Raw genomic sequence first — 24,955 nt, 5'->3', positions numbered from 1 at the left:
CCGGCCCCCGCGGGGCGCGCCGCGGGTCCGGTGCCGACACACCGGGCCCGCGGCGCGCTGTTGTGTGCGGGCGCCGGTCAGCCGGCGCGCACGATGTCCACGTCGGACGCCTTGACGAAGGCGACGCGGTGGCCGATCTGGACCGTCACGTACTTCTCCTTGCCCTGGAAGTACGAGTGGTCCAGCGGGTAGGAGGCGTCGATCGTCGGTGCGTAGAAGAAGCCGGTGGGCGCCTCGCCGCCGCCGGGGTAGGACTGGCCCGCCTTGATCGTGTACTGGAGGGGCGCGCCGACCCGCTTGTCGGCGAAGTCCGCCGGGTACTCCGACTTCTCCGGGTAGGCCACCCCGTACACCGGCACCTCGGCCCTGCCGGCCTTCGGGCGGACGACGTAGCCGGAGGTGGGGACGGTGGTGCGGGTGTGGGCGGGGGTGCGGAACCACGCCTTCTCTCCGTACCACCAGATGGCCGTCCAGCCGGGGGCGCGGTCGGCGACGACGGCCTGCTGGGTGGCGCTGATCTTGCTGCCCCAGTCGGCCGCGCAGTTGGTGCCGGGCGAGCCGTCCGGGTGGATGCCGGGGTCGGAGAAGAGGGGCGCGTCGTCGGAGGGGGCGGTGTGCAGCGGGACGGCGCTGGAGCCCTGGACGGGCAGGTCCACCTTCTTCTCGCAGTCGCGGAACGCCTGCTTGTTCTTCTCGAAGCCGGGGCTGACGGTGACCAGTTGGCTGCCGGGGCGGGCGGTCGGCACGGTGGGCTTGCCGAGCAGCGTCATGAAGTGGTTCCAGTCCCAGTAGGGGCCCGGGTCCCAGTGCATGTTCTTGGTTCCGGCGGCGCTGGTGGGCGGGACGCCGTCGTGGCCGATGATGTGCTGGCGGTCGAGCGGGATGTCGTACTTGGCGGCCAGGTAGCGCACGAGGGTGGCGGTCGAGCGGTACATCTCGGGGGTGTACCACTGGGCGCCGTCGACGGCGACGCCTTCCTGTTCGATGCCGATGGAGTGGCTGTTGACGTACCAGTTGCCGGCCTGCCAGGCGACGTCCTTGTTCTTGACCATCTGGGTGACGTGGCCGTCGGCGGAGCGTACGACGTAGTGGGCCGAGGTCTGCTTCAGCGGGTTCTGGAAGATCTTCAGCGTGGTGTCGAAGTCCTCCTCCGTGTCGTGCAGCACGATGAACTTGATCTTGTTGGTGTGCGGCCGGTCGGCGGTGTCGTAGTTGCCGTACGTCTCCTTGTCGGCCGGGTCGCCGGTCTGCTGGTAGGCGGCCGGGACCCAGTCGCAGGCGAGACCGCGCGGGCACTCGGGCCGGACCCCGTCCGCGCCGGCCTGGGCGGCCGGGCTGAGCAGCGCGAGGCTCAGTGCCCCGGCGGTGGTGAAGGCGAGTGCGAGCCTGGTCCTCTGCTTGGACGTCATGACAACCCTTCGTAGAGCCGGGTGGAGCCGTTGCGGACGTGCGCGCACACTCTGTGACCTGAGGTGAAGGGGCGTCAAGAGTGTTGGGCGGGACGCGCGTTGAGCCACTGGACCAGACCACTGACAGGGCCTGTGACCTGCGAAGGGCGGGGAACGGGCGGGGTGTGGCGCCGACGCGTTACCAGGGTTTTACGCGTCAGGACCGGCACGGGTGTCCCTCGAACGGGCGCTCTGCGGTGTGACTAATCGCGGCTGTGCGTGCCCCGAACGGACCAAGGGTAGTGCTGGCGCCGACAGGACCGATGCGCGTGGGACTCACGCGATGGCTCTCGGAAAGGCCGGACGCACATGGCTCAGCCGTTCACCCTGCCGGACTTCTATGTTCCGTATCCGGCGCGTCTCAACCCCCATGTGGAGGAGGCCCGGCAGCACACGAAGGCGTGGGCGCGGTCCATGGGGATGCTGGAGGGGTCCGGCATCTGGGAGGAGAAGGACCTCGACGCGCACGACTACGCGCTGCTGTGCGCGTACACCCATCCCGACTGCTCGGCGGAGGCGCTGTCCCTGGTCACCGACTGGTACGTGTGGGTGTTCTTCTTCGACGACCACTTCCTGGAGCTGTTCAAACGGACCCCGGACCGCGAGGGCGGGAAGCGGTATCTGGACCGGCTGCCCGCCTTCATGCCGATGGAGCGCGGCGCGCCGGTGCCGGAGCCGGAGAACCCGGTGGAGGCGGGGCTCGCGGATCTGTGGGCGCGTACGGTGCCCGCGATGTCGGACGCGTGGCGGGTGCGGTTCGCGGAGTCGACGCGGAACCTGCTCAACGAGTCGCTGTGGGAGCTCGCCAACATCAACGAGGGCCGCATCGCGAACCCCGTCGAGTACATCGAGATGCGCCGCAAGGTGGGCGGGGCCCCCTGGTCGGCCGGTCTCGTGGAGTACGCGGCCGGGGCGGAGGTGCCGGAGGCGGTCGCCGGTGAACGGGCGTTGCGGGTGCTGCGCGACGCGTTCTCGGACGGGGTCCATCTGCGCAACGACCTCTTCTCGTACCAGCGCGAGGTGGAGGACGAGGGTGAGAACAGCAACGGGGTACTGGTCCTTGAGCGTTTCCTCGGCTGCTCGACCCAGGAGGCGGCCGAGGCGGTGAACGACCTGCTGACGTCCAGGCTCCAGCAGTTCGAGAACACGGCGCTGACCGAGGTGGGCCCGCTCTGCGCGGCCAGGGGTCTCGACGCGGCGCAGACGGCCGCGGTCGGGGCGTATGTGAAGGGGTTGCAGGACTGGCAGTCCGGCGGCCATGAGTGGCACATGCGCTCCAGCCGGTACATGAACGACGGCGGGGCCGGTGAGGCGGAGCCGGGCTTCGGGATGTCCGCCGCGTCGATCCGCTTCACCCGGCGCTCCGAGTCGGCCCGGCTGCGCAGCCACAGCCACGTGCTCTTCCAGCACGTGGGTCCGTCGTTGCTGCCCGACTTCGATCTGCCCTTCGACACGACGCTGAGCCCGCATCTGGAGGGTGCCCGGGAACGGATGGTGGTCTGGGCCGACCGGATGGGCATCCTGGGGCCGCAGCCCGGGGTGCCGGGTTCGCACATCTGGGACGAGGAGCGGCTGCGGGCGATCGACCTGCCGTTGTGTGCGGCCGGCATCCACCCGGACGCGACGCCGGACGGGCTCGACCTGTCCTCCGGGTGGCTGGCCTGGGGGACGTACGGCGACGACTGGTTCCCGGTGGTGCACGGACGGTCGCGCGATCTGGCGGGGGCCCGGCTGGCCAACGAGCGCCTGTCGCTGTTCATGCCGCTGGACGGGAGCCCGGTGCCGGAGCCGGTCAACGCGCTGGAGCGGGGGCTCGGCGACCTCTGGGAGCGTACGGCGGGCCCGATGGACGACGCCGGGCGGCGCGCCTTCCGCAAGTCGGTCGAGGACATGACGGAGAGCTGGCTGTGGGAGCTGGCCAACCAGGCGCAGCACCGGATTCCGGACCCGGTGGACTACGTCGAGATGCGGCGCATGACGTTCGGCTCGGACCTGACGATGAGCCTGTGCCGGATCGGGCACGGCCGCAAGGTGCCGCGGGAGATCTACGAGAGCGGCCCGCTGCGCTCCCTGGAGAACGCGGCGGCCGACTACGCGGCGCTGCTCAACGACCTGTTCTCGTACCAGAAGGAGATCGAGTACGAGGGTGAGGTGCACAACGGGGTCCTGGTGGTGCAGAACTTCTTCGGGGTGGACTACCCGACGGGGATGGCGATCCTCTATGACCTGATGAAGTCGCGGCTGCGGCAGTTCCTGCATGTCGCGGAGAACGAACTGCCCGTGCTGTACGACGACTTCGGCCTGGACGCGGAGGCGAGGGAAACCCTTGCGGGCTATGTGCAGGAGCTGAAGCACTGGCTCGCGGGCATCCTGATCTGGCACCGGGGCTGCCGGCGGTACCGCGAGGAGGATCTGCGGCGTGGCACCGGCGCCCCGTGGCACCTCAACGGCCCGACAGGGCTGGGCACTTCGGCGTCGAAGGTGGCGGCCCTGTTCGGCCGGCCGCCGGCGGTGAAGGTGTAGCTCCACCGGTGTGCCCCGGTCACCGGGCGGCGTGGCGCGGTGACCGGGGCGGGTGGTCAGCCCTGCTGGAAGAGTTCGGCGGGCAGTGGCTTGAGGAGGGCGTAGAGGTCGTCGGTGATGGGCCGGTCCCAGCTGGCGATGGTGACGAGCACACCGTCGCTGCGGTCGAACTGCACACAGGAGATGCGGCTCTCCGAGAGCTTCACCCGGCGCACGATCATGAGGTTGTCGCCCTGCATGACCGGCATGTCCTCGGTGCCGGTGACCTCGACCGGCTCGTCGTTCTCCAGCGCCAGCAGCAGCTGGGCCACCTCGAAGGGAACCTGCCCCTCCTCGGTCTCGCGCGCGGGCGAGCCCTCCGGCAGGTTGCCGATGATCATCGCGGGGCCCCGCCCGCCGAACAGGTCGTACCGGAGGAACACACCCTGGCAGCTGCCGTCGGGTGCGGGGAGCAGACCGGCGCCGAGGTTGCCGGGCCAGTCACCGGGGTCCATGGCCAGGACGTCGAAGTCGGGGCCCGCGGGTGTGGCGGCGCTGCGGCGGCGGAGGAAGGACATGCACATATGTTACGTGTCCCAGCTCACCTCGCAGAGCCGGGCCCGGACCGGCATATGCCCAGGCCCGGGGGCACACCTCCGTACACCACGCACGTACCTCGTGGGCACACCTCTCACCCGGTGCGCGACTCGGCGGCCAGCCGTTCCAGCACGGCGACGGCGTCGTCCACCCGCTCGTACGGCACGAAGAGGTGGTCGTGGTGGAAGCCCGCGACCACGTTGCAGCTGATCCCCGCATCCGTCAGCGCGAGGGACACCGCGGCGGTCAGGCCCACCGCCTCCAGCGCCGAGTGCACCCGCAGCGTGATCCAGCCCGCGACATAGGTGTACGTCAGCCCGGCCGCCGCGGCCTCGGCCTCGAGGAGCACGAGGGTGAGCCCTTCGCTCTCGCGGACCGTGACGACGGGGGCGACACCGCCGGGCAGGGTGCCGTCGGGCACCGTGGCGTACACGTACCGGCCGGGGCGGCGCTCGGGGCTCAGGTCGCTCAGCAGGACTCGGAGGTCACGTTCGGCTGTCACGGTCACCACGCTAGCGAGGGGGTGCGGGCGTGAGCCATTCGGGCACGTCCCGCGCTCAACCGGTCACCGTGCGTGGCACCGGGCCGGGATCGCCCATAGCTTCGGCTCATGAGGAAACGACACATCACACACCTCGTGAGCATCGCAGCCGCGTCGGCCGCCGGACTGGTCGCGGCCGCGCCGCCCGTACCGGCCGCCGCGGCCGGTACGCGCGTGGTGGCACCGGGGCAGTCCATCCAGGCGGCAGTGGACGCCGCACGGCCCGGGGACACCGTCGTCGTCCGGCCCGGGACCTACCGCGAGAGCGTCCGGATCAGCACACCGGGTCTGACCCTGCGCGGCTCCGGGGACGACACGGTCATCATGCCCGCGGCCGGCCGGGCCGCCTCCGGTGACGACTGCGCGGGTGCGGGCAACGGGATCTGCGTCCTGGGAACGGCGGACGGCACCGTGGACGGGGTGACCGTCAGGTCCCTGCGCGTCACCGGCTTCGCCCGCAGCGGCCTGTGGGCGTCGTGGACGGACCGGTTGTCCGTCCGCTCGGTGACCGCCGACGCCAACGGTGTCTGGGGCATCGCGCAGCAGCGGTCCACCCGCTCCGACATCCGGGACAGCACCGCCCGCTCCAACGGGGACGCGGGCGTCTTCGTCGCGAACAGCGTCGACGAGGAGGGCGGTGCCACCGACACCGGCGGCACCCGGGTCCGGGGCAACACCCTGACCGGCAACCGGATCGGGTTCACCGCGCGGCGGGTGCGCAACCTGTCGGTGCGCGACAACACCTTCACCGCGAACTGCAGCGGGGTGTTCGTCGTGGGCGACGAGGGCACCCCGCAGGCGGGTGCCATGTCGGTCCGCTCCAACCGGATCACCGGGAACAACAAGTTCTGCGCCGCCACCGACCGGCTGCCCGCGATCCAGGGTTCCGGGATCGTGCTGACCGGCACCGCGTCCACCGAGGTGCGGAACAACGTGATCCGCGACAACGTGGGCGCGACCCCGCTGTCGGGCGGTGTCGTGCTGTTCAAGAGCTTCGTGGGCGCGAAGAACACCGACAACACCGTCAGCGGCAACGTCGTCCTCGGCAATCAGCCCGCGGACCTGGCGAACCGCGACACCGGTACGGGCAACCGGTTCACCGGCAATGTCTGCACGACCTCCGCACCGGCCGGGATGTGCTGACCGGTGACCCCCCGCACGAGGAGAAGCGAGACGGCATGACCACCGTGAGCACCACCCCCGGCACCACTCCCGTCCAGCCCCTTCCCACCCCGCAGCCGGCGATGCGGCTGCGCGAGCTCGTGTTCGGCGCGGCCCGCTCCGCCGCCGTGCGGGCCGCCGCCCGGCTGGGTGTCGCCGACGCGCTCGGGGACACCCCCGAGACCGCGGAGCGGCTGGCCGAGGCGGTGGGGTGCGAGCCCGGGCCGCTGCGGCGGCTGCTGCGGGCACTGGCCTGCTACGGCGTCTTCACGGAGAACGCCGACGGCACCTTCGCGCACACCGACATGTCCCGGCTGCTGCGGGAGGAGGCCCCGGACAGTCTGCGGGCGATCTCGCTGTGGTGCACCGAGCCCTGGACCTGGGAGGTCTGGCCCCGTCTCGAGGACGCGGTGCGCTCCGGCGGCAACGTCTTCGAGGACGTGTTCGGGAAGGAGTTCTTCGACTACCTCCACCAGGACGCCCACGAGTCGGCGCAGGTGTTCAACGCGGCGATGACCACCTCCAGCGTGCAGTCGGCGCTGGACGTCGCGGCCCTGCTCGACCTCACCGGTGTGTCCTCGGTGGCCGACATCGGCGGCGGTCAGGGGCACGTGCTGGCGAGCCTGCTGGAGAAGCACCCGTCGGTGAGCGGCACCCTGATGGACCTGCCGGGGGTGATCGCCCGGGCCGACGAGCGGCTGCGCGACGGCGGCGCGCTGGCCGGGCGGGCGTCCATCGTGGCCGGGGACTGCCGGGAGGGCATTCCGGTCGCCGCCGACCTGTACATCATCAAGAACATCCTGGAGTGGGACGACGAGTCCACCCGCCGGGCGCTCGCCGCCGTCGTCCGGGTGGCGCGTCCCGGTGCCCGGGTCGTCGTGATCGAGAACCTGGTGGACGACACCCCGTCCATGCGGTTCACGACCGCCATGGACCTGCTGCTGCTCCTGAACGTGGGCGGCGCCAAGCACACCCGGCAGAGTCTGGTGGACCGGCTCTCCGAGGCGGGGCTGCGGATCGAGGGCGTCCGGCCGGTCAATCCGTATCTGCACGCCTTCGAGTGCGTGGTGCCCGGCTGACCTCCGGGCGTGCGCGAAAACCGCCCCGGTCCCCCTCCGCGGAGGGGGACCGGGGCGGTTGGCGTCGCTCACGCGGTGGCGCCGCGCTCCCAGCGGTAGAACTCCTGGGCCATGGCGTCCTTGGGCCCGCGCCAGGTCTCGGGGTCGTACGGGCTGACGAAGGCGGTGAGCCGTTCGCTGATGGCCCGGAACTCCGGGTGCTCCGTCACCTTGGCGATCTCCGGGCCGGGCGGGCGCTCGGACTCGATCATGTGCAGGTAGACGTCGCCGAACTGGAAGAGCTTGCGGCGGGTGACGCCGACCAGGTGCGGCAGTTCGCTGTTGTCGGACGCGGCGAACAGTTCCGCGATGTCCGGGGCGGACCCCGGCGCCATCCGGGCGACGATCAGTGCGTGGTGCATGGGTGGTGCCCTTCTGCCGGTCAGTTGGCCGGGACGGTGGCGGAGCGGCGCTCGCGGTCGCGCTGCTCGATCTTGTCCCGGATCAGCGCCATCTGGACCTTGGAGTTCCGGTTGATGTTGTCCGTCATCCAGGCGTCGTCCACCGGCGCGTCGGGGCGCATCGCGAAGTCCTGCTGCCAGTGCATGCGAGTGCCGCCGGGGACCTCGGCGTACTCCCACCGGATGTCCATGTGCTGGAACGGTCCGGGCTCGACGCGGCGGGCCCGCACGGTGCGGCCGGGGCGGTCGGTGGTGCGCTCCGATACCCAGCTCCACACCTTGCCGTTCTCGTCGGGGTGCATGGTGAGGCGGAAGGTGGTGCGCTCGCCGTCCCGTTCCAGGACCTCGACGGCCGCGTACTCGCTGAAGAGCTGCGGCCAGTTCTCCAGGTCGTTGGTCATGTCCCAGACGAGGTCCAGGGGGGCGGCGATGACGATCTCGTTCTCGGTGTGTCCGGACACGTCAGGCTCCTGTCATGAGGCTGTTGTTGACGAGGTCGAGGAACTCGCGGGGCGTCTTGCACCGGTCCGCGTCGGCGGGCAGCGGCCGCCCGTGCCGGTTCTCGAGTACGCCGACGATGCCGAGCAGCCCGAGGGAGTCGAGGCCGTACTCGTCGAAGGCGGCGTCGGAGCGGTTCTCCATCTCCTTGGGGTCGACGGAGAGGCCGGCGCCCTTCTTCATCAGGGCGGCGAGTTCTTCGTACGTCAGTCGTTCGGTCATGAGGGACTTCTCCTTCTCACGAGGGGTGGACGCGAGGGGTGGACGGGCTCACGCGGGGCGCCGGAGCACCAGGGCCGCGTTCGAGCCCATGAGGCCGCGGCTGAGCACGAGGGCGGTGCGCAGTTCGGCGGGGCGGGCCCGTTCGGTGACGACATCGAGGTCGTGGCAGACCTCGAAGACGTTGGGCGTGGGCGGGACGAGGCCGTTCTCCATGGCGAGGACGGCGGCGGCGGCGTCCAGGACCGGACCCCCGCAGTAGGCCCGGCCGATGCCGGTCTTGGGGGCGGTCACGGGGACGCGCCGGCTGTGCGGGCCGAGCGCGTCGGCCAGCGCCAGCGCCTCGGCCCGGTCGGCGGCCGGCGAGCCGAGCGCGTCCGCGAAGACGACGTCGACCTCGTCGGGGGCGCAGCCGGCCTCCCGCAGCGCGCCCTCGATGGCGTGGGCGAGGCCCTCGCGGGACTCCTCCCAGTGGGCGGCCGTGGTGAAGGTGGCGGCGTGGCCCGCGATCTCCGCCCGGACCCGGGCACCGCGCTCGCGGGCCGACTCCTCCTCCTCGACCACGAACATCGCGCCGCCCTCGGCGGGCACGAAGCCGCAGGCGTCCGAGGTGAAGGGGCGGTAGGCGCGCGTCGGGTCCTCTGCCGCGCTCAGGTCGCGGTAGCCGAGCTGGCAGACCACGGAGTACGGCGCGAGCGGGGCCTCCGCGGCGCCGACCACGACCGCGTCGGTGCCGCGCCGCACGGAGCGGTCGGCGTGCGCGAGCGCGTCGAGGCCGCCCGCCTCGTCGCTGGCCACCACCGCGCAGGGGCCCTTGAAGCCGCCGCGGATGGAGATCTGGCCGGTGCTCGCCGCGTAGAACCAGGCGATCGACTGGTAGGGGCCGACGTACGTGGAGCCCTGGCCCCACAGCCGCTGCAGTTCGCGCTGGCCGAACTCGCCGCCGCCGGAGCCGGCCGCGGTGACCACGCCGACGCCGAACGGCCGGTCCTCGTAGTCGGCGCGGCCGAGCCGGGCGTCGTCCAGCGCCATGTCGGCGGCGGCCATCGCGAAGTGCGTGAACCGGTCGGTCTGGACGAGGTAGCGCTCCTCGATGAGCGCGACCGGGTCGAAGCCGCGGACCTCGCCGGCGACGCGCAGCGGCAGCTGCTCGCACCCTTCGCGGGTGACCCGGTCCAGGACGCTCATGCCTTCCTGGGTGCGCTTCCAGAAGGCTTCGGTGCTGGTGCCGTTGGGGGCGACGACGCCGATGCCGGTGACAACGGTGCGCCGGGCCTTTCCGGTGCTCATCATGTCCTCCCTCGGGTCAGGGCCACCGCGGACTGGAAGCCGCCGAAGCCGCTGCCGACCGAGAGGACGCTGCGCAGCTTCAGGGGGCGGGCGGTGCGCGGCACGTAGTCGAGGTCGCACTCCGGGTCCGGGGACTCGTAGTTGGCCGTCGGCGGCACCGTCTGGTTGACCAGGGCCAGGACGCAGGCCGCGATCTCGATCGCCCCGATCGCGCCGAGGGAGTGGCCCACCATCGACTTGATGGAGCTCATCGGCACCTTGTGGGCGTGTGCGCCGAGGGCCCGTTTGACGGCGGCGGTCTCGTGCCGGTCGTTCTGCTTGGTGCCCGAGCCGTGCGCGTTGACGTAGTCGATGTCCTGCGGGGAGATCCGGGCGTGGCCGAGTGCGCGGTTGATGGCCTCGGCCATCTCCAGGCCCTCGGGGGTGAGCCCGGTCATGTGGTAGGCGTTGCCGAAGGTGGCGTAGCCGGCGATCTCGCAGTACACCGTCGCCCCGCGGGCCCGGGCGTGTTCCAGTTCCTCCAGGACGAGTACGGCTCCGCCCTCGCCCATGACGAAGCCGTCGCGGCGTGCGTCGAAGGGACGGGAGGCGTGTTCCGCGTCGTCGTTGTTGGGGGAGGTCGCCTTGATGGCGTCGAAGCAGGCCACGGTGATCGGGGTGATCGGCGAGTCCGACGCACCGGCTATGCAGACGTCGACCCTGCCCTCCTCGATGGAGTGGAAGGCGTAGCCGATGGCGTCCAGGCCCGAGGTGCAGCCGGTGGAGACGGTCTGCACGGGGCCGTGGGCGCCGACCTGCTCGGCGACGGCGGAGGCCAGCGAGCTGGGCGAGAAGGCGCGTTCCAGATGGGCGCCCGCCCGGCGGTGGTCGACGTCCCAGCGGGCGCCCTTCTCGCTGACGGCGACGTAGTCGTGCTCGAGGCGCGTGGTTCCGCCGACCGCGGTGCCGAGGGAGACGCCCATCCGCCAGGGGTCGGTGCGCTCCGGGTCCAGCCCGGCGTCGGCCAGCGCCTCGCGGGCGGCGACCATCGCGAACTGCACATAGCGGTCCGCGCGTGCGGTGTCCTCGTCGTCCAGCCCGTGCGCGGCCGGGTCGAAGTCGCACTCGGCGGCGATCCGGGAGCGGAAGCCCGCCGGGTCGAAGAGGGTGATGCCCCGGGTCGCGGTGCGGCCGTTGGAGAGCAGGTCCCAGAAGGCCGGGGCCCCGATGCCGCCGGGGGCCACGACGCCGACTCCGGTGACCGCCACACGCCGCGTCATGAGGCGGCCTCGGTTCGTTCTGGCGGGGCACCCCGCTCGGCGGTCTCGGTCACCTCGGTGTCGACGTGGCCGAGTTCGGGGCGGGGTGCGAGCGGGCCGAGGTGGAAGACCATGCGGGCCTCGGTGTCGCCGACGTTGCGGAAGCGGTGGCGCACGTGCGGTGGGATGAGCAGGCCCTGGTCGGGGCGCATGGTGTGCGTCTCCCCGTCCAGGTCGACCTCCAGGTGCCCCTGCACGACGTACACGAACTCCTCGGAGTACGGGTGGTAGTGCTCGCCGATGCGGTCGCCGGGGTCGACGAGGGCGAGGCCCATGAAGCCGCTGGTGGCGCCCACCGCGGTGGGGGTGAGCATGGCGCGCAGGTCGCCTCCGCGCCTGGTGTTGGGCTGGGTCTCACTGAGGTCCACGATGCGTGGCCGGTGGGTGGTCATCTCTGCTTCTCCTCCTGGGGCGCAGGGCGCGTGGTGGTGACGGGTCGGGCGAGGGCCCGGGTGCCGGAGCGCGGTTCAGGAATCCGCGGCGCGCCGGTCGGTGATCAGCCGCATCTCGGACCGGGCGAGGAAGCGCGCGGCGTCCTCGTCGGTGGCGGGGACGGTGTTCGCCTCGCCGTCGAGGAGGCGGGCCAGACGGGCCGCCTTGCCGGGGCCGTGGATGCCGAGGGCCTGGGCGGGCTGTGCGTCGAGCGGGCCGTCGGCTTCCAGGAGGCGTACGACGACGTCGTCGCGCTGGAAGATGGTGCTGCTGTCGATGGGGCTGCCGGTGTCGTCGGCGGCCTCCTCGTCGTGGCCGGCCAGCAGGCGGGCCAGGGCCATGCCGCAGCCCTCCTTGGCCTGGTAGAACACGGCGTGCCGGCGCAGGTTCTCGGGGGCGTGGCGGCCGGCCGAGACGTGGTGCACGGTGGGCAGGGCCGCGCGGGTGAAGAACATCCGGGCGGAGTCGGGGTCGGCGAGGTCCCGGTCCTGTTCGAGGTAGGGGTTGATGGCCTCCTCGACGGCGCGGATCTCGGGCTGGCGGGAGACGTGCCGCAGCGCGGCCATCAGGTCGCCCTCGACCTCGACGGCGCGCACGACGCGGTTGCCGTGCATGAAGAGCGAGGTGCGGCGCAGCCGGGTGTGGTCGTCCACGCGGGAGCGGGGCGACTCGTAGTCGGCGAGGAGCCCCGCGACGATGTCCTCGGTGCCGGGCTTCACGGTGAAGGTGAGCGCGTGGCGCACGACGCCGTCACCGAGGCGCGGGGACGTCTGGAGGCCCCCCTTGACCGGTTCGGGGACGGCCTCGAAGCCCTTGCCGGTCTCGCGCAGCACGCTGAACCGCAGCGACCGGGTGTCGCGTACGCAGCTGTGCAGGGGCTGCACGGTGGCGACGTGCTCCTCGCTGTTCACCCAGGCGAGGAAGGGCGGGGCGCTCTCCCACTCGCTGGTGATCAGCCACTGGGAGGGGTTCTCGATGGACTGGCACAGCTGGTCGCTGATGTGCCCCGGGATGGACGCGACCTGGTTGCGCATGTGCTCGTACGCCTCCAGGAACTGCTTCTGGGCGCCCTCGTGCAGGTCCAGCAGCAGCACGACGCGCAGCCGGGATCCGTCGAAGGCGGACTGTGAGATCCGTTCCGAAAGGGTGGTGGTCATCTGGCGAACTCCTTCGACGGTGGGGGGAGAGCAGCTGTGCGGGGAGACCCGGCCGTCTCCGTGACCGATCGTGAAACGCTGGTCCGCCCGACGCGAGATTTATGAACCGTTCAGGTGAGCACGCGTCCGAAGGGCTCCGACCCCGCTCCGGCCCGGGCATGGACAGAGCATCTGTACGGCGTCGGAGCTGGAGCAACTGATGAACGAGAACGTCGACCTCCATGTACCGGTCCTCATCGTGGGCGGTTCGCTGGTGGGTCTGTCCGCGTCCCTTTTCCTCGGCCGGCTCGGCGTCGAGCACCTGCTGGTCGAGAAGCACGCCGGCACGTCGACCCATCCGCGCGGCCGCGGCAACAACGTCCGCACGATGGAGGTGTTCCGCCGTGCGGGTGTCGAGCAGGAGATCCGGGCGGCCGCTTCGGTGCTGGCGGACAACCACGGCATCCTCCAGGCGGGCTCGCTGACCGGTGAGGACCAGGAGTGGCTGTTCAAGGAGATCGACCCGGGCGGGGCGCTGGCCCGGTTCAGCCCGACGGGCTGGTGCCTGTGCAGCCAGAACGACCTGGAGCCGGTCCTGCTGGAGCGGGCCCGGGAGCAGGGCGGCGACCTGCGCTTCTCCACGGAGCTGATGTCGTTCGACCCGGATGCCTCGGGGGTCACGGCGGCTCTGAAGAACCGGGAGACCGGCGAGCACACGACGGTGCGGGCGGACTACCTGATCGCGGCGGACGGGCCGCGCAGCCCGGTCCGCGAGCAGCTGCGCATCGGCCGGTCGGGGACCGGCGACCTGTTCCACAACGTGAGCATCACCTTCCGGTCGCGCGGGCTGGCGGAGGTGCTGGGCGAGCGGCGCTTCATCGTGTGCTACCTGACGAACCCGCAGGCTGAGGGCGCGCTGCTGCCGGTGGACAACGAGCGCGAGTGGGTGTTCCACGCCCCGTGGCAGCCGGAACGGGGCGAGACGCTGGAGGACTTCACGGACGAGCGGTGCGTCCGCCACATCCGTACCGCCGTCGGCGCGCCGGACATCGACGTGGAGATCACCGGCAAGGCGCCGTGGCACGCGGCGGAGCGGGTGGCCGAGCGGTACGCCCGGGGGCGGGTGTTCCTGGCCGGTGACTCGGCGCACGAGATGTCGCCGACCGGGGCTTTCGGCTCCAACACCGGCATCCAGGACGCGCACAACCTGGCGTGGAAGCTGGCCGCGGTGCTGCGGGGCGAGGCGGGCCGCGGGCTGTTGGAGACGTACGGGCAGGAGCGGCTGCCGGTGGCCCGGGCGACGAGTGAGCGGGCGTCGGCCCGGTCCGAGGAGCACAGCCACCCCGGCTACGCTCCCCCGCCCTCGGTGGGAGGCGGGAAGCGGGGCGGGATGCTGAACGTGGCGCTGGGCTACCGCTACACGGCGGGTGCGGTGCTGGGTGTGGCGCCGGACGCGCCGGTGGTCCCGGAGGGGATGCGACTGACGGGCGAACCGGGCAGCAGGGCGCCCCACCTCTGGGTGCGCCGGGCCGGGGAGCGGATCTCGACCCTGGATCTGTACGAGCGCTCGTTCGTGCTGCTGACGGACGGCGCGGACCCGGTGTGGCGGCGGGCCGCGGCCCGGGTGGCCGACCGGCTCGGGGTCCGGCTCGACGCGTTCGGCATCGGTCCGGGCGCCGAGCTGGAGCCGGACGACGGGGTGGACTGGGCCGAGGCGCACGGGACGGGCCGGGACGGCGCGGTCCTGGTGCGCCCCGACGGCTTCGTCGCCTGGCGTACGGAGTCGGGGTCCGCGGACGCCGAGGCGACGCTGCACGACGTCCTGGTGACGCTGCTGCACCGTGACTGACGGTTCGTCAGCCAGGTGATCAGATGCCGAACGACCGGAGGGCGGCGACGAATTCCTCCGGTCGTTCGGTGTGTACGAGGTGGCCCGCGTCGATGGTGACGAACTCGGCGCCGGGGATGGCGTGGGCCATCCGGGCCAGGTCCTCCTGGGCGATCTGGCTGCTGGGGCCGCCACCGATGACGAGGGTGGGGGCGGTGATGTCGCCCAGGAGTTCGCGGCCGGCCGGGTCCGGGTCGTTGAGCTGGGCGTCGATGGCGGGGACGAGCGGCCAGTCGAAGTCCAGCTTTTCGTCGGGGCGTTGGGGCACGGGGCGGGGCGGGTCGAGCGGGATGAGCGGGGGCGCCTCCTCGAGGACCAGGCGGCCGATCAGCCCGGGGTGCCGCTCGGCGAGCAGACAGGCGGCGGCCCCGCCCATGGAGTGCCCGACCACGGTGGCGCCGGCGAGATTGCGGGCCTCCAGGAAGCCGTGCAGGTCGTCGCGGAACAGCTCGAAGCTGTAGCGGCCGGGCCAGTCGCTGAGCCCGTGGCCCCGGAAGTCGAAGGCGTACACCCGGTGCGTGGTGGCCAGTCGGGCTGCGACGTCCGCCCAGTCGTCGCTGTTGCCGCACCGGCCGTGGGCCAGGACGACCGGCGGGGCGGCCGGGTCGCCCCACGCCCGGTACGCGAGCCGCGTCCCGCCGGCCCGGACGCTGTGCACCCCCGGATCGAGGAACGCCTCGACGGTCCGGGCGAACGCCCCCGCGTCGTCGATCCACGGGAAGTGCGCGGCCCCGCGCTGCACGGCGAACTCCGCGTGCGGGAAGAGGGCGGCCAGTCCGGCGGCCCGGTCGGGCGTGGTGATGGTGTCGTACTCCCCCGCCAGGACGAGGACCGGAGCCGCCAGTGTGCGCAGGACGGGGACCGTCGCGGCCGGGTCGAAGGCGCCATCCCCGGCGTACCACGCAGCTGCCTCGGCGTTGATCTGCGCGGGCGACGCCGCGCCGTGCTCCTGGGCGGCGGCGTCCCAGCGGGCGTACGAGAACGGCCTTGTCCTGGCCCGCAGTTCGTCGGTCATCCGGCCGGCCCAGACCTCTTCCAGGGCGGCGAGCGCGTCCTCGTACCACGGTTCCGAGGCACGCAGTGCCGCCGCCTCGCGGGACTCGCGCACCGGGGCGGGGAGGCCGACGGCCCGGGTGGTGGGGGTGACGAGGACCAGGTTGCGCAGCCGGTCCGGATGGCGGGCGGCGTAGAGCGCGGCGAGTTCACCGGCCGCGGAGTGGGCGAGGAGGTCGACGCGGTCGAGGCCGAGGTGGGCGCGCAGGGCCTCGACGTCCTCGGTCTGCCGGTCGCAGCGGTAGGTGGCGGGGTCCTCGGGGGCGGCCGATCCGCCGGTGCCCCGGAGGTCGAGGAGGACCAGCTGCCGGCGGTACGCGAGGCCGCCGAGGGTGCCGAGGTAGGCGCTCGCCCGCATGGCACCGCCGGGCAGGCAGATCAGCGGGGTCCCCTCCCCCACGAGGTGATAGGCGAGCTCGGTTCCGTCGTACGTGTGGAAGGTCGGCATGCCCCCATCCAAACAGGGCCGTCCGGGTGACGCAGCCGTGTTCGGTACGGGCGTATTCGCCGTCCGGGCCGGATGCGTCCCCCCTCTTGCCAGGGGGCGCAAGATCCTGAATTACTGCTCCCGGAGACAGCGACCGAATGATCGGTCGCCCGCTCGGCGCGCACGGACGAGGGAGGCCCGACATGACGGCTCTGCTGGACACGGCGGAACGGATGAGCCGCACCGAGCTGGCGGCGCTTCAGCTCGAACGGCTGCGGGCCACCCTGCGCCACGCCTACGAGAACGTGGCGCACTACCGGGACGCGTTCGACCGGGCGGGACTGAAGCCGGAGGACTGCCGCTCGCTCGCCGACCTCGCCCGCTTCCCCTTCACCACCAAGGCGGATCTGCGGGACAACTACCCGTTCGGGATGTTCGCGGTCCCCGAGGACCAGGTGCGCCGGGTCCACGCCTCCAGCGGGACGACGGGCCGTCCGACCGTCGTCGGCTACACCGCGAAGGACCTGGAGACCTGGGCCGACGTGGTCGCCCGTTCCATCCGGGCGGCGGGCGGGCGGCCGGGCCACAAGATCCATGTGGCGTACGGCTACGGGCTGTTCACCGGCGGCCTCGGGGCGCACTACGGGGCGGAGCGGCTGGGCTGCACGGTGATTCCGGCGTCCGGGGGCATGACGGGACGCCAGGTCCAGCTGATCCAGGACTTCAGGCCCGACGTCATCATGGTGACGCCGTCGTACATGCTGACCATCCTGGACGAGTTCGAGCGGCGGGGCATCGATCCGCGTACGACCTCTCTGAAGGCGGGGATCTTCGGGGCGGAACCGTGGACGGAGGAGATGCGGCGGGAGATCGAGGAGCGGTTCGCGATCGACGCGGTCGACATCTACGGCCTGTCCGAGGTGATGGGGCCGGGAGTGGCCCAGGAGTGCGCGGAGACGAAGGACGGGCTGCACATCTGGGAGGACCACTTCTATCCGGAGGTGGTCGACCCGGTATCCGGCGAGGTGCTGCCCGACGGGGAGCGGGGCGAGCTGGTGTTCACCTCGCTGACCAAGGAGGCGATGCCGGTCGTCCGTTACCGGACGCGGGACCTGACCCGGCTGCTGCCCGGCACGGCCAGGGTGTTCCGGCGGATGGAGAAGGTCACCGGGCGCAGCGACGACCTGGTGATCCTGCGCGGGGTGAACCTCTTCCCGACGCAGATCGAGGAGATCGTGCTCCGCACCCCCGGGGTGTCGCCGCACTTCCAGCTGCGGCTGACCCGGGAGGGCCGGCTCGACGTGCTGACGGTGCGTGCCGAGGCGAGGACCGGTGCGACGCCGGAGCAGCGGTCGGCGGCCGCCGCCTCGGTCGCGGCGGCGGTCAAGGAGGGGATCGGAGTGTCGGTGGGCGTCGAGATCCTGGATCCGGAGACGCTGGAGCGCTCGGTGGGCAAGTTCCGGCGGATCGTGGACGAGCGCGGGTCGGCACCCAACTGACCTGCTGCGTCTTGGGGTTGCTGTGGCAGGATGAACCCGCGTGAGCGATTGTCCGCCGGAGGGACTCGTGTTCTCCGGCCGAGGGGTGGGGAGCAGATCATGACAGCAGGCCCGGTCGACACCAGCAGGCCGCATCCGGCCCGCGTCTACGACTACCTCCTGGGCGGCAAGGACCACTACCCCGTCGACCAGGAGCTCGGCGAGCAGATGCCGGAGCCGGCGAAGGTGGGGGTCGCGCAGAACCGGGCCTTCATGCACCGGGCGGCCGACTGGGCGGCGCGGGAGGGCATCGACCAGTTCCTCGACATCGGGACCGGCATCCCGACCCGGCCGAATCTCCATCAGATCGTCCAGGAGATCAACCCGGCGGCCCGGATCGTCTACACGGACAACGACCCGATCGTCCTGCGGCACGCGGAGGCGCTGCTCGTCAGCACGCCGGAGGGCGTCACCGACTATCTGGAAGCCGATGTGCGGTCGCCGGAGAAGATCCTCGAACACGCCCGTACGGTGCTGGACTTCGATCGGCCCGTGGCGCTTTCGATGATCGCCCTGATGCACTTCCTGTCGGACGAGGACGACCCGTACGGCGTCACCCGCACGCTGGTCGACGCGTTGCCCGCCGGAAGCTGCCTGGTGCTCTCCCACTTCACGGTGGACTTCCTGGCCGGGCACCAGGAGGCCCTGGCGCGCTACCGGTCGAGCGGCATCACGCTGCAGCCCCGCAGCGGTGCGGAGGTGGCCCGCTTCTTCGACGGGCTCGACCTGGTCGCACCCGGTCTGGTGGCCGCCCCGCGCTGGCACGGGGTGCCCGCACCGGAACACGGGCAGATCCCCGACACCATCTACGCGGGGGTCGGCCGCGTGCGCGGGTAGGCACGCGCGGCCCGGACGCCGTCAGGCGAGGCGGTCGCGCAGTTCCCGCTTGAGGATCTTGCCGCTGGCGTTGCGCGGGAGGGCGTCCGTGAACACGACACGCTTCGGCGCCTTGAAGTGGGCGAGCCGTTCGCGGGCGTGGGCGATCAGCTCGTCCTCGGTGGCCTCGCCCTTCAGGACGACGACGGCGGTGACGGCCTCGATCCAGCGCTCGTCGGGCAGCCCGACGACGGCGGTCTCGGCGACGGCGGGGTGGGTGTAGAGGGCGTCCTCGACCTGCCGGGAGGCGACGAGGACGCCGCCGGAGTTGATGACGTCCTTCACCCGGTCGACCACCGTGAAGTAGCCGTCCGCGTCCCGGACGGCGAGGTCGCCGGAGTGGAACCAGCCGTCGCGGAACGCCTCCGCGCTCTCCTCCGGCTTGTCCCAGTAGCCGGTGCACAGCTGCGGCGAGCGGTAGACCACCTCGCCGGCGGTGCCATCGGGGACCTCCTTGCCGTGCTCGTCCACGATCCGGGCCTCGACGAAGAGGACGGGCCTGCCGCAGGAGTCCATCCGGCCCTCGTGCTCGTCCGGTCCGAGCACGAGGGCCAGCGGGCCGATCTCGCTCTGCCCGAAGCAGTTGTGGAAGGCCAGCCCGGGCAGCCGGTCGCGGAGGCGTTCCAGCACGGGGACGGGCATGATCGACGCCCCGTAGTAGGCCTTGCGCAGGCCGCCGAGGTCGCGGGCGGCGAAGTCGGGGTGGTTGGCGAGGCCGATCCAGACGGTGGGCGGGGCGAAGAGGCTGTCGGCCCGCCCCGACTCGACCAGGTCGAAGATCCGGTCCGCGTCCGGTGCGTCCAGGACCGTGTTCTCGGCGCCCACCGCGAGGTAGGGCAGCAGGAACACGTGCATCTGCGCCGAGTGGTAGAGCGGCAGCGCGTGGACCGGCCGGTCCTCCGCGCGCAGGCCGAGCGCGGTGATCGCGCTGACGTACTCGTGGACGAGGGCGCCGTGCGTCATCATCGCGCCCTTGGGGAGCGCGGTGGTCCCGGAGGTGTAGAGCAGTTGCACGAGGTCGTCGGCGGCCGGTTCGCGTACGGGCGTGAACGGGCGCGGGGTGCCCAGCTCGGCCAGCAGCGACCCCTCGTCGTCGCGCAGCGCCCGTACGGCGAAGCCCTCGGGGACGCGGTCCGCGAGGGCCGGGTCGGTGAGGACCAGTGAGCTGGCCGACTGGCGCAGGATGTACGCCAGGTCGTCGCCCGTGAGGTTCTGGTTGACGGGCACGTGCACGAGCCCGGCCCGGGCGCAGGCGAGGAAGGCGATCAGGTACGCGTCCGAGTTGTGGGCGTAGGCGGCGACCCGGTCGCCCGGGCGCAAGGCGTGGCCCTCGGTGAGGGCCGCGGCCGCGGTGGTGACGGCCTCGTCCAGCTCGCGGTAGGTCCAGGCCCGGCCGGCGTAGCGCAGGGCGGTCCGTGCGGGGGTGCGCCGTGCGCTGCGGGTCAGGACGCCGTCGACTGTGCTGCTGCGTACACCGTTCATGGCGTGATCCTGGGCGGCCGGGACGCCGCGGTCAAGGGCCTGACGCGACATCAGATTCTTTCCCGCTCCCACCCCTACGGCACGGCGGAGCCTGACAGTACTCTCTGCTCGGCAGGAAGTTTCACACTCGGAAGATATTTCGAAAGTTACTTTCAGGCAGCGAGAAGGGGTTGTGCATGACGGAGGACACGGCGGCCGGGGAGATCAGCCGGCGGAAGCTCGGCGGTGGGATGCTGGCCCTGGGCGGGGCACTCGCCCTGGCGCCGATCCCGTTCGCGGGCACGGCGTCCGCCACGGAGCCGGGGACGGGGTCGTCACAGATGCACGCGGGCAGGGGCGCGAAGCCGACGCTGCGGCGCGGACCGGCCGCCCGCGCCGGGCTGTTGCAGGAACCGCTCGACCAGCTGGTCACCGAGGCGGAGCGCTATCTGGCCGCCTCGCCGAAGCACCCGTGGTACGCGGGCGCGGTGCTGCTCGCGGGGCGGGGCGGGACGGTGGCGCTGCACCACCCGATCGGCAAGGCCGTGCGCTACTCCGCGTACGACGAGAAGACGGACACCGGGGTGGAGTTCCCCGCTGACCAGCAGATCGCGATGGCCGAGGACACGGTCTTCGACCTGGCGTCGGTCTCGAAGCTGTTCACCTCGATCCTGGCCGTGCAGCAGATCGAGCGCGGCACGCTGGAGCTGGAGGCGACGGTCGCCTCCTATCTCCCGGAGTTCGCGGGCGGCGGCAAACAGGACATCACGATCCGTCAGCTGCTCACCCACACCTCGGGGTTCACCGCCTGGATTCCGCTCTACAGCGCGCCGACCCGGGAGGGGAAGCTGGAGCTGCTGTGGAAGGAGGTCCCGGCCAACCCGCCCGGCACGGTCTACCTCTACTCCGACCTGAACCTGATCTCGCTGCAGCTCGTCCTGGAGAAGCTGACCGGGCGGACCCTGGACGTCCTGCTGCGCGAGCGGATCACCGGACCGCTCGGGATGCGGCGCACCCGGTACAACCCGCCCGCCTCCTGGAAGCCGAAGATCGCCGCGACCGAGGACGCCCGGCTCCCCTGGTCGGGGCTCGACCGCGGTCTGGTCTGGGGCGAGGTGCACGACGAGAACGCGTTCAGCCTGGACGGGGTCGCCGGGCACGCCGGGGTGTTCTCCTGCGCCTGGGACCTCGCGGTCCTGGCCCGCACCCTGCTCAACGGCGGGGTCTACGGGCGGGCCCGCATCCTCTCGGAGGAGTCGGTCGACCTGCTGTTCACCGACTTCAACACGGCGTTCCCCGGGGACGAGCACGGTCTGGGCTTCGAGCTCTACCAGCACTGGTACATGGGGGCCATGGCCACGCCCCGGACGGCCGGGCACACCGGCTTCACCGGCACCAGCCTGGTCCTGGACCCGACCACGGACTCCTTCCTGATCGTGCTGGGCAACTCCGTTCACCCGGTGCGCAGCTGGCGGTCCGGCAGCGCCCCGCGGGTGGCCACCGCCAACCAGATGGCCAGGGCCGTCGCCGTCCGCCCGGCCCGGGGCCGTACGGCCTGGTTCTCCGGCATGGCGAGCGCGTCCACGGCCACCCTGGCGCTCCCCGCCCTGTCGCTCGCCTCCTCGCGGGCCCGGCTGAGCTGCGCGCTGTGGTGGGACACCGAGCCCGCTTCGGACTTCCTGCGCCTGGAGGCTTCGACGGACGCCGGTGCCACCTGGCGGCCCGTCCCGTTCACCACGACGCCGACCGGGCAGGGCGGGCGCTCCCGGCCCGAGGACCACCCGGACGGCTCGCTGTCCGGCTGGTCGGGCCGGGTCTGGCACCGGCTGGACGCCGGTCTCGCCGGGGTGCGCGGCGCCGGGGTCCTGCTCAGGTGGCGCTACACGACGGACCAGCTGTACGTGGGCCGGGGCGTGTACGTGGACGCCATCAAGGTCGAGGACGGCGGCCGCACGGTCTTCGACGAGGGACGGCCGTCGGACGCCGGACGGATCGAGGCGACCGGCTGGACGGCGTCGGCCGACTGACCCGCCCCGGGACGCGCGGCGGGGCGGGCCCGGCCGTCCCGCCGCGGCGCCCGTGGCCCCGTCAGGACGCAGCGTGGCCGTGCTGCCGGAGGGCCGCCACCTCGCGGTAGAGGTCGGCGGCCTCCCGGGCGCGGCCCAGCTGTTCGAGGCAGTGCGCCTCGTCGTCGCGGCCGGCGAGCGTGTCCGGGTGGGCGGGTCCCAGCAGCCGGGTCCGGGCGTCGGCGACCTGCCGGTACAGCGCGAGCGCGTCCGTCCAGCGCCCCAGCCAGCCGAGGGCGACGGCGACCTCGCGGCGGCTGACGAGGGTGTCGGGGTGATCGGGGCCCAGGACGTGTTCCCGGGCCCCGCACACCATCCGCGCCTCGGCCAGGGCCTCGTCCCAGCGGGCCAGCCGGCCGAGGTTCACGCCCAGTCCGTGGCGGGCGCGCAGGGTCTCCGGGTCGGTGGGGCCGTTGACCCGGGTGCGGTCGGCGACGAGCGCGCGGTACAGCTCCAGGGCGTCCGCGCTGCGGCCGAGGCGGCCCAGGCTGATGCCGACCTCGTAGCGGGTGGCGAGGGTGTCCGGATGGTCGGAGCCGAGCAGCCGGGTCCGTGCCTCGGCGACCTGGCGGTATGTGTGCAGGGCCTCCGTCCACCGGCCGATCCGGCCGAGCGTGTAACCGACCTCGTAGAGCGTGACCAGGGTGTCCGGATGGTCGGGCCCCAGCACCCGGGCGCGGGCGGCGGCCACGTCGCGGGCCAGGTGGTACGCGTCCTCCAGGCGCCCCAGTCTGCTGAGGCTGAAGGCCAGGTTGTGACGGCAGCGCAGGGTGTCGGGGTGGTCGGGGCCCAGCGCGCGCTCCCGCGACACGAGCACGGCGGTGTGCAGTTCGTGGGCCTCGGTGTGCCGGCCGAGGCGGCCGAGCGCGTACGCCATCTGCTGCCGGGCGGCGAGCGTTTCGCTGTGCTCGGGGCCGAGGGCGAGGGCGCGGTCCTCGGCGATGCGGCCGAACTCGCGCAGCGCGTTCTCGGCGCGGCCCTTGCGGGTGGTGCCGGGGCTCAGGACCTCCCGGGTGCCGGGCGGGGCGGTTCCGGTGGTCCAGGCGAGGGTGAGGCCCGCCGAGTGGTCGGGCGGGACCGCGGGGTGCGCGGTGCCCGTCGCCTTGTGGCCGCCGGTCATCGAGCGCGCCCAGGCGGGCAGCGGCGCGGCGGGGGTCCGGCCGGAGAGGGTGACCGGGGCGGGCGGCGCTTCGCCGGCCGGGCCGAGGGAGGGCTGCTCGCCGGTGCGGCCGACGGCGATGCGGCGGCGCAGGTCGTGTGCGTCGGCCGGGCGCTCCTCGGGGGTCTTGGCGAGCAGGTCGAGGACGACCCGGTCGAAGAACCCGGGGAGTTCGGCGCGGTGGGAGCGCAGCGGTTCGGGCGGGGTGTCGCGGTGGCCGACGAGGATGCCCCAGGAGTCCTCCAGGTCGAAGGGCGGGGCGCCGGTGGCGATCTCGTACAGCACACAGCCCAGCGAGTAGAGGTCGCTGCGGTGGTCGACCTGGCCGCCGCTGATCTGCTCCGGCGACATGTAGTGCGGGGTGCCCATGGCGATGCCCACGCCGGTGAGCCGGGAGGTCACCGGGATGCCGTGGCCCGGCCGGGCGATCCCGAAGTCGCAGATCTTCACCGTGCCGTCGGAGAGCCGCATGATGTTGGCGGGCTTGAGGTCGCGGTGGACGATGCCCTGTTGGTGGGTGTAGCCGAGGGCGTCGGCGACCTGCTCGGCGATGTCCACGATGTCGTCCACCGGCAGCGGGTGCTGCTCGTTGTCCTCCAGGAGCTGGCTGAGGTTGCGGCCGTCCAGCAGCTCCATCACGAGGTAGAGCACGCCCTCGTACTCGCCGAAGTCGTGGACGACGGTGACGCCCCGGTGCTGGAGGGCGGCGGCGACCCGGGCCTCCCGGCGGAAGCGTTCGCGGACGATGCGGGTGTAGTCCTCGTCGTGCTGGGCGCTCATGGGCTTCAGGCATTTGACGGCGACCTGGCGGCCCAGCGCTTCGTCGCGGGCGCGCCACACCTCGCCCATCCCGCCGCGACCGATCAGGTCGAGCAGCCGGTACCGGCTCTGGATCAGCCTGGTTTCCGCCATCCCTGTTGCCGCCCCCGTCGTTCAGCCCGCTGTCGCCGCACCCTCCCAGGTCCGTCCAGTATGGCTGCCTGCCTCTTCAGTGTGTATGGGGTGGGGCGGCTGCCGGGTCCGAGCCGCGCCATCGCGTTCATGATGTGACCGGGCGGAAGCCGCCAGCGCAGCCGTGCCGGAACGGCGCGGAGGAGCACCCCGGCGGCGCGGAGCCGCCGGTCCACGGCGGCGGGCGGCGGCGCCGTCCTCCCGTACAGCTCATGGGCGAACGGCGGCAGCGACTGGTAGGCGAGGGTGGCGACCCGCCGCCACAGCAGGTCGCGTGCGGGGACGAGGAGCGGCGGCACGGGCGGGCGGCGCAGGAAGCCGTCGACGTCCAGTGCCTCCGGGGTCCGGGCGAGCCGGGGCCGCGTGCGGGCGAAGTAGCCGGCCAGCTCGGCGGTCGTCGCGGGCACGTCCGCGGGGTCCAGGCCGACGAGCCGGGCGCCGTGCCGGTGCTCGGCGATGTACTGGTCGGCCTGCCGGGCGGTGAGCGGGTAGCCGGAGCGGCGCAGGACCTGGAGGTAGGAGTCGGCTTCGGCGCAGTGCACCCACAGCAGCAGCTCGGGATCGTCCACGCCGTGGACGCGCCCGGTCTCCGGGTCGGTGACCTTCAGACGGGCGTGGATCTTCCGGACCCGGGCGCCCGCCTTCTCGGCGGCCTCGGTGGTGCCGTACGTGATCGTGCCGACGAAGCCGGCCGTGCGCATGAGCCGGCCCCAGGCGTCCTCGCGGAAGTCGGAGTTCTGCATCACGCCGCGCACGGCGAGGGGGTGGAGCGCCTGGAGGTAGAGGGCCCGCACCCCGGCGATCCACATCATCGGGTCACCGTGCAGCTGCCAGGTGACCGATGAGGGGCCGAAGAGCCCCGGGTCGGCTTCCGTCATGCGCGTGTCCCTCCCGC

General features: G+C 72.4%; 21 protein-coding genes. 7 read left to right on the top strand and 14 right to left on the bottom strand.

The annotated features are described in order from the left end of the window. Nucleotides 1-77 precede the first annotated feature (77 nt). A complete protein-coding gene (locus AB0L33_RS03430; protein ID WP_365677435.1) occupies nucleotides 78-1,409 on the bottom strand; it encodes a peptidoglycan recognition family protein in 1,332 nt (443 codons plus the stop codon). A 348-nt stretch (nucleotides 1,410-1,757) separates the two neighbouring features. On the opposite strand from AB0L33_RS03430, the gene AB0L33_RS03425 reads away from it, so the two are divergent. Beyond that, a complete protein-coding gene (locus tag AB0L33_RS03425; protein ID WP_365677434.1) occupies nucleotides 1,758-3,971 on the top strand; it encodes a terpene synthase family protein in 2,214 nt (737 codons plus the stop codon). Nucleotides 3,972-4,027: 56 nt separating this feature from the next. Here the strand turns inward: AB0L33_RS03425 and AB0L33_RS03420 are convergent, their stop codons facing one another. Together AB0L33_RS03420 and AB0L33_RS03415 are read right to left on the bottom strand one after the other, a co-directional pair. Next, a complete protein-coding gene (locus AB0L33_RS03420; RefSeq protein ID WP_026171499.1) occupies nucleotides 4,028-4,528 on the bottom strand; it encodes a hypothetical protein in 501 nt (166 codons plus the stop codon). Between the two features lie 113 nt (nucleotides 4,529-4,641). After that, on the bottom strand, nucleotides 4,642-5,049 hold the full coding sequence (locus AB0L33_RS03415; RefSeq protein ID WP_365677433.1) for an ACT domain-containing protein: 408 nt from the start codon (nucleotides 5,047-5,049) through the stop codon (nucleotides 4,642-4,644). Nucleotides 5,050-5,157: 108 nt separating this feature from the next. On the opposite strand from AB0L33_RS03415, the gene AB0L33_RS03410 reads away from it, so the two are divergent. Together AB0L33_RS03410 and AB0L33_RS03405 are read left to right on the top strand one after the other, a co-directional pair. Further along, on the top strand, nucleotides 5,158-6,231 hold the full coding sequence (locus AB0L33_RS03410; protein ID WP_365677432.1) for a right-handed parallel beta-helix repeat-containing protein: 1,074 nt from the start codon (nucleotides 5,158-5,160) through the stop codon (nucleotides 6,229-6,231). 35 nt (nucleotides 6,232-6,266) lie between these two features. Next, a complete protein-coding gene (locus AB0L33_RS03405) occupies nucleotides 6,267-7,328 on the top strand; it encodes a methyltransferase (protein ID WP_365677431.1) in 1,062 nt (353 codons plus the stop codon). A gap of 68 nt (nucleotides 7,329-7,396) precedes the next feature. Here AB0L33_RS03405 and AB0L33_RS03400 read toward each other — a convergent pair whose 3' ends face one another. The 7 genes from AB0L33_RS03400 to AB0L33_RS03370 all read right to left on the bottom strand — a co-directional run bounded on the left by AB0L33_RS03400 (nucleotide 7,397) and on the right by AB0L33_RS03370 (nucleotide 12,662). Further along, the gene (locus tag AB0L33_RS03400; RefSeq protein WP_018524503.1) at nucleotides 7,397-7,729 is read right to left on the bottom strand and encodes a TcmI family type II polyketide cyclase; all 333 of its coding nucleotides are present in this window, start codon (nucleotides 7,727-7,729) and stop codon (nucleotides 7,397-7,399) included. A gap of 20 nt (nucleotides 7,730-7,749) precedes the next feature. Beyond that, the gene (locus AB0L33_RS03395; RefSeq protein WP_365677429.1) at nucleotides 7,750-8,229 is read right to left on the bottom strand and encodes an SRPBCC family protein; all 480 of its coding nucleotides are present in this window, start codon (nucleotides 8,227-8,229) and stop codon (nucleotides 7,750-7,752) included. A gap of 1 nt (nucleotide 8,230) precedes the next feature. Next, nucleotides 8,231-8,488 (bottom strand): acyl carrier protein, encoded by a 258-nt coding sequence (locus tag AB0L33_RS03390; RefSeq protein ID WP_365677428.1) that lies wholly within the window; start codon nucleotides 8,486-8,488, stop codon nucleotides 8,231-8,233. Between the two features lie 48 nt (nucleotides 8,489-8,536). Continuing rightward, nucleotides 8,537-9,775 (bottom strand): beta-ketoacyl synthase N-terminal-like domain-containing protein, encoded by a 1,239-nt coding sequence (locus tag AB0L33_RS03385; protein ID WP_365677427.1) that lies wholly within the window; start codon nucleotides 9,773-9,775, stop codon nucleotides 8,537-8,539. Beyond that, nucleotides 9,775-11,034, bottom strand: a complete 1,260-nt coding sequence (locus tag AB0L33_RS03380) for a beta-ketoacyl-[acyl-carrier-protein] synthase family protein (RefSeq protein WP_365677426.1) — start codon at nucleotides 11,032-11,034, stop codon at nucleotides 9,775-9,777. The genes AB0L33_RS03385 and AB0L33_RS03380 overlap by 1 nt, the downstream gene beginning before the upstream one ends. Beyond that, entirely contained in the window at nucleotides 11,031-11,465 is a 435-nt protein-coding gene (locus AB0L33_RS03375; protein WP_361030151.1) for a cupin domain-containing protein, read from the bottom strand. Before AB0L33_RS03375 ends, AB0L33_RS03380 begins: the two co-directional genes overlap by 4 nt. 75 nt (nucleotides 11,466-11,540) lie before the next feature. Beyond that, nucleotides 11,541-12,662, bottom strand: a complete 1,122-nt coding sequence (locus AB0L33_RS03370; RefSeq protein ID WP_365677425.1) for a SchA/CurD-like domain-containing protein — start codon at nucleotides 12,660-12,662, stop codon at nucleotides 11,541-11,543. Nucleotides 12,663-12,861: 199 nt separating this feature from the next. Between AB0L33_RS03370 and AB0L33_RS03365 the strand changes: the two genes are divergently transcribed. Further along, nucleotides 12,862-14,490, top strand: coding sequence for an FAD-dependent monooxygenase (locus AB0L33_RS03365; protein WP_365677424.1), 1,629 nt, complete (start codon nucleotides 12,862-12,864; stop codon nucleotides 14,488-14,490). 19 nt (nucleotides 14,491-14,509) lie between these two features. On the opposite strand, the gene AB0L33_RS03360 is transcribed toward AB0L33_RS03365, so the two are convergent. Continuing rightward, nucleotides 14,510-16,030, bottom strand: a complete 1,521-nt coding sequence (locus tag AB0L33_RS03360) for an alpha/beta hydrolase (protein ID WP_365677423.1) — start codon at nucleotides 16,028-16,030, stop codon at nucleotides 14,510-14,512. Between the two features lie 182 nt (nucleotides 16,031-16,212). Between AB0L33_RS03360 and paaK the strand changes: the two genes are divergently transcribed. Then, nucleotides 16,213-17,508, top strand: coding sequence for a phenylacetate--CoA ligase PaaK (paaK, locus tag AB0L33_RS03355; protein ID WP_365677422.1), 1,296 nt, complete (start codon nucleotides 16,213-16,215; stop codon nucleotides 17,506-17,508). Nucleotides 17,509-17,607: 99 nt separating this feature from the next. Beyond that, entirely contained in the window at nucleotides 17,608-18,384 is a 777-nt protein-coding gene (locus AB0L33_RS03350) for an SAM-dependent methyltransferase (RefSeq protein WP_365677421.1), read from the top strand. 21 nt (nucleotides 18,385-18,405) lie between these two features. On the opposite strand, the gene AB0L33_RS03345 is transcribed toward AB0L33_RS03350, so the two are convergent. Then, the gene (locus AB0L33_RS03345) at nucleotides 18,406-19,905 is read right to left on the bottom strand and encodes an acyl-CoA synthetase (RefSeq protein ID WP_365677420.1); all 1,500 of its coding nucleotides are present in this window, start codon (nucleotides 19,903-19,905) and stop codon (nucleotides 18,406-18,408) included. 176 nt (nucleotides 19,906-20,081) lie between these two features. Here AB0L33_RS03345 and AB0L33_RS03340 point away from each other — a divergent pair, with 176 nt between their 5' ends. Beyond that, on the top strand, nucleotides 20,082-21,911 hold the full coding sequence (locus AB0L33_RS03340; protein WP_365677419.1) for a serine hydrolase: 1,830 nt from the start codon (nucleotides 20,082-20,084) through the stop codon (nucleotides 21,909-21,911). A 61-nt stretch (nucleotides 21,912-21,972) separates the two neighbouring features. Here the strand turns inward: AB0L33_RS03340 and AB0L33_RS03335 are convergent, their stop codons facing one another. Together AB0L33_RS03335 and AB0L33_RS03330 are read right to left on the bottom strand one after the other, a co-directional pair. Next, on the bottom strand, nucleotides 21,973-24,021 hold the full coding sequence (locus AB0L33_RS03335; protein ID WP_365677418.1) for a tetratricopeptide repeat protein: 2,049 nt from the start codon (nucleotides 24,019-24,021) through the stop codon (nucleotides 21,973-21,975). Continuing rightward, entirely contained in the window at nucleotides 24,003-24,938 is a 936-nt protein-coding gene (locus AB0L33_RS03330; RefSeq protein ID WP_365677417.1) for an oxygenase MpaB family protein, read from the bottom strand. Before AB0L33_RS03330 ends, AB0L33_RS03335 begins: the two co-directional genes overlap by 19 nt. Nucleotides 24,939-24,955: the final 17 nt, after the last annotated feature.

The organism is Streptomyces sp. NPDC052299 (genome assembly GCF_040679335.1).
Lineage (GTDB): Bacteria > Actinomycetota > Actinomycetes > Streptomycetales > Streptomycetaceae > Streptomyces.
This window is presented reverse-complemented; position numbering and strand designations above follow the sequence as displayed.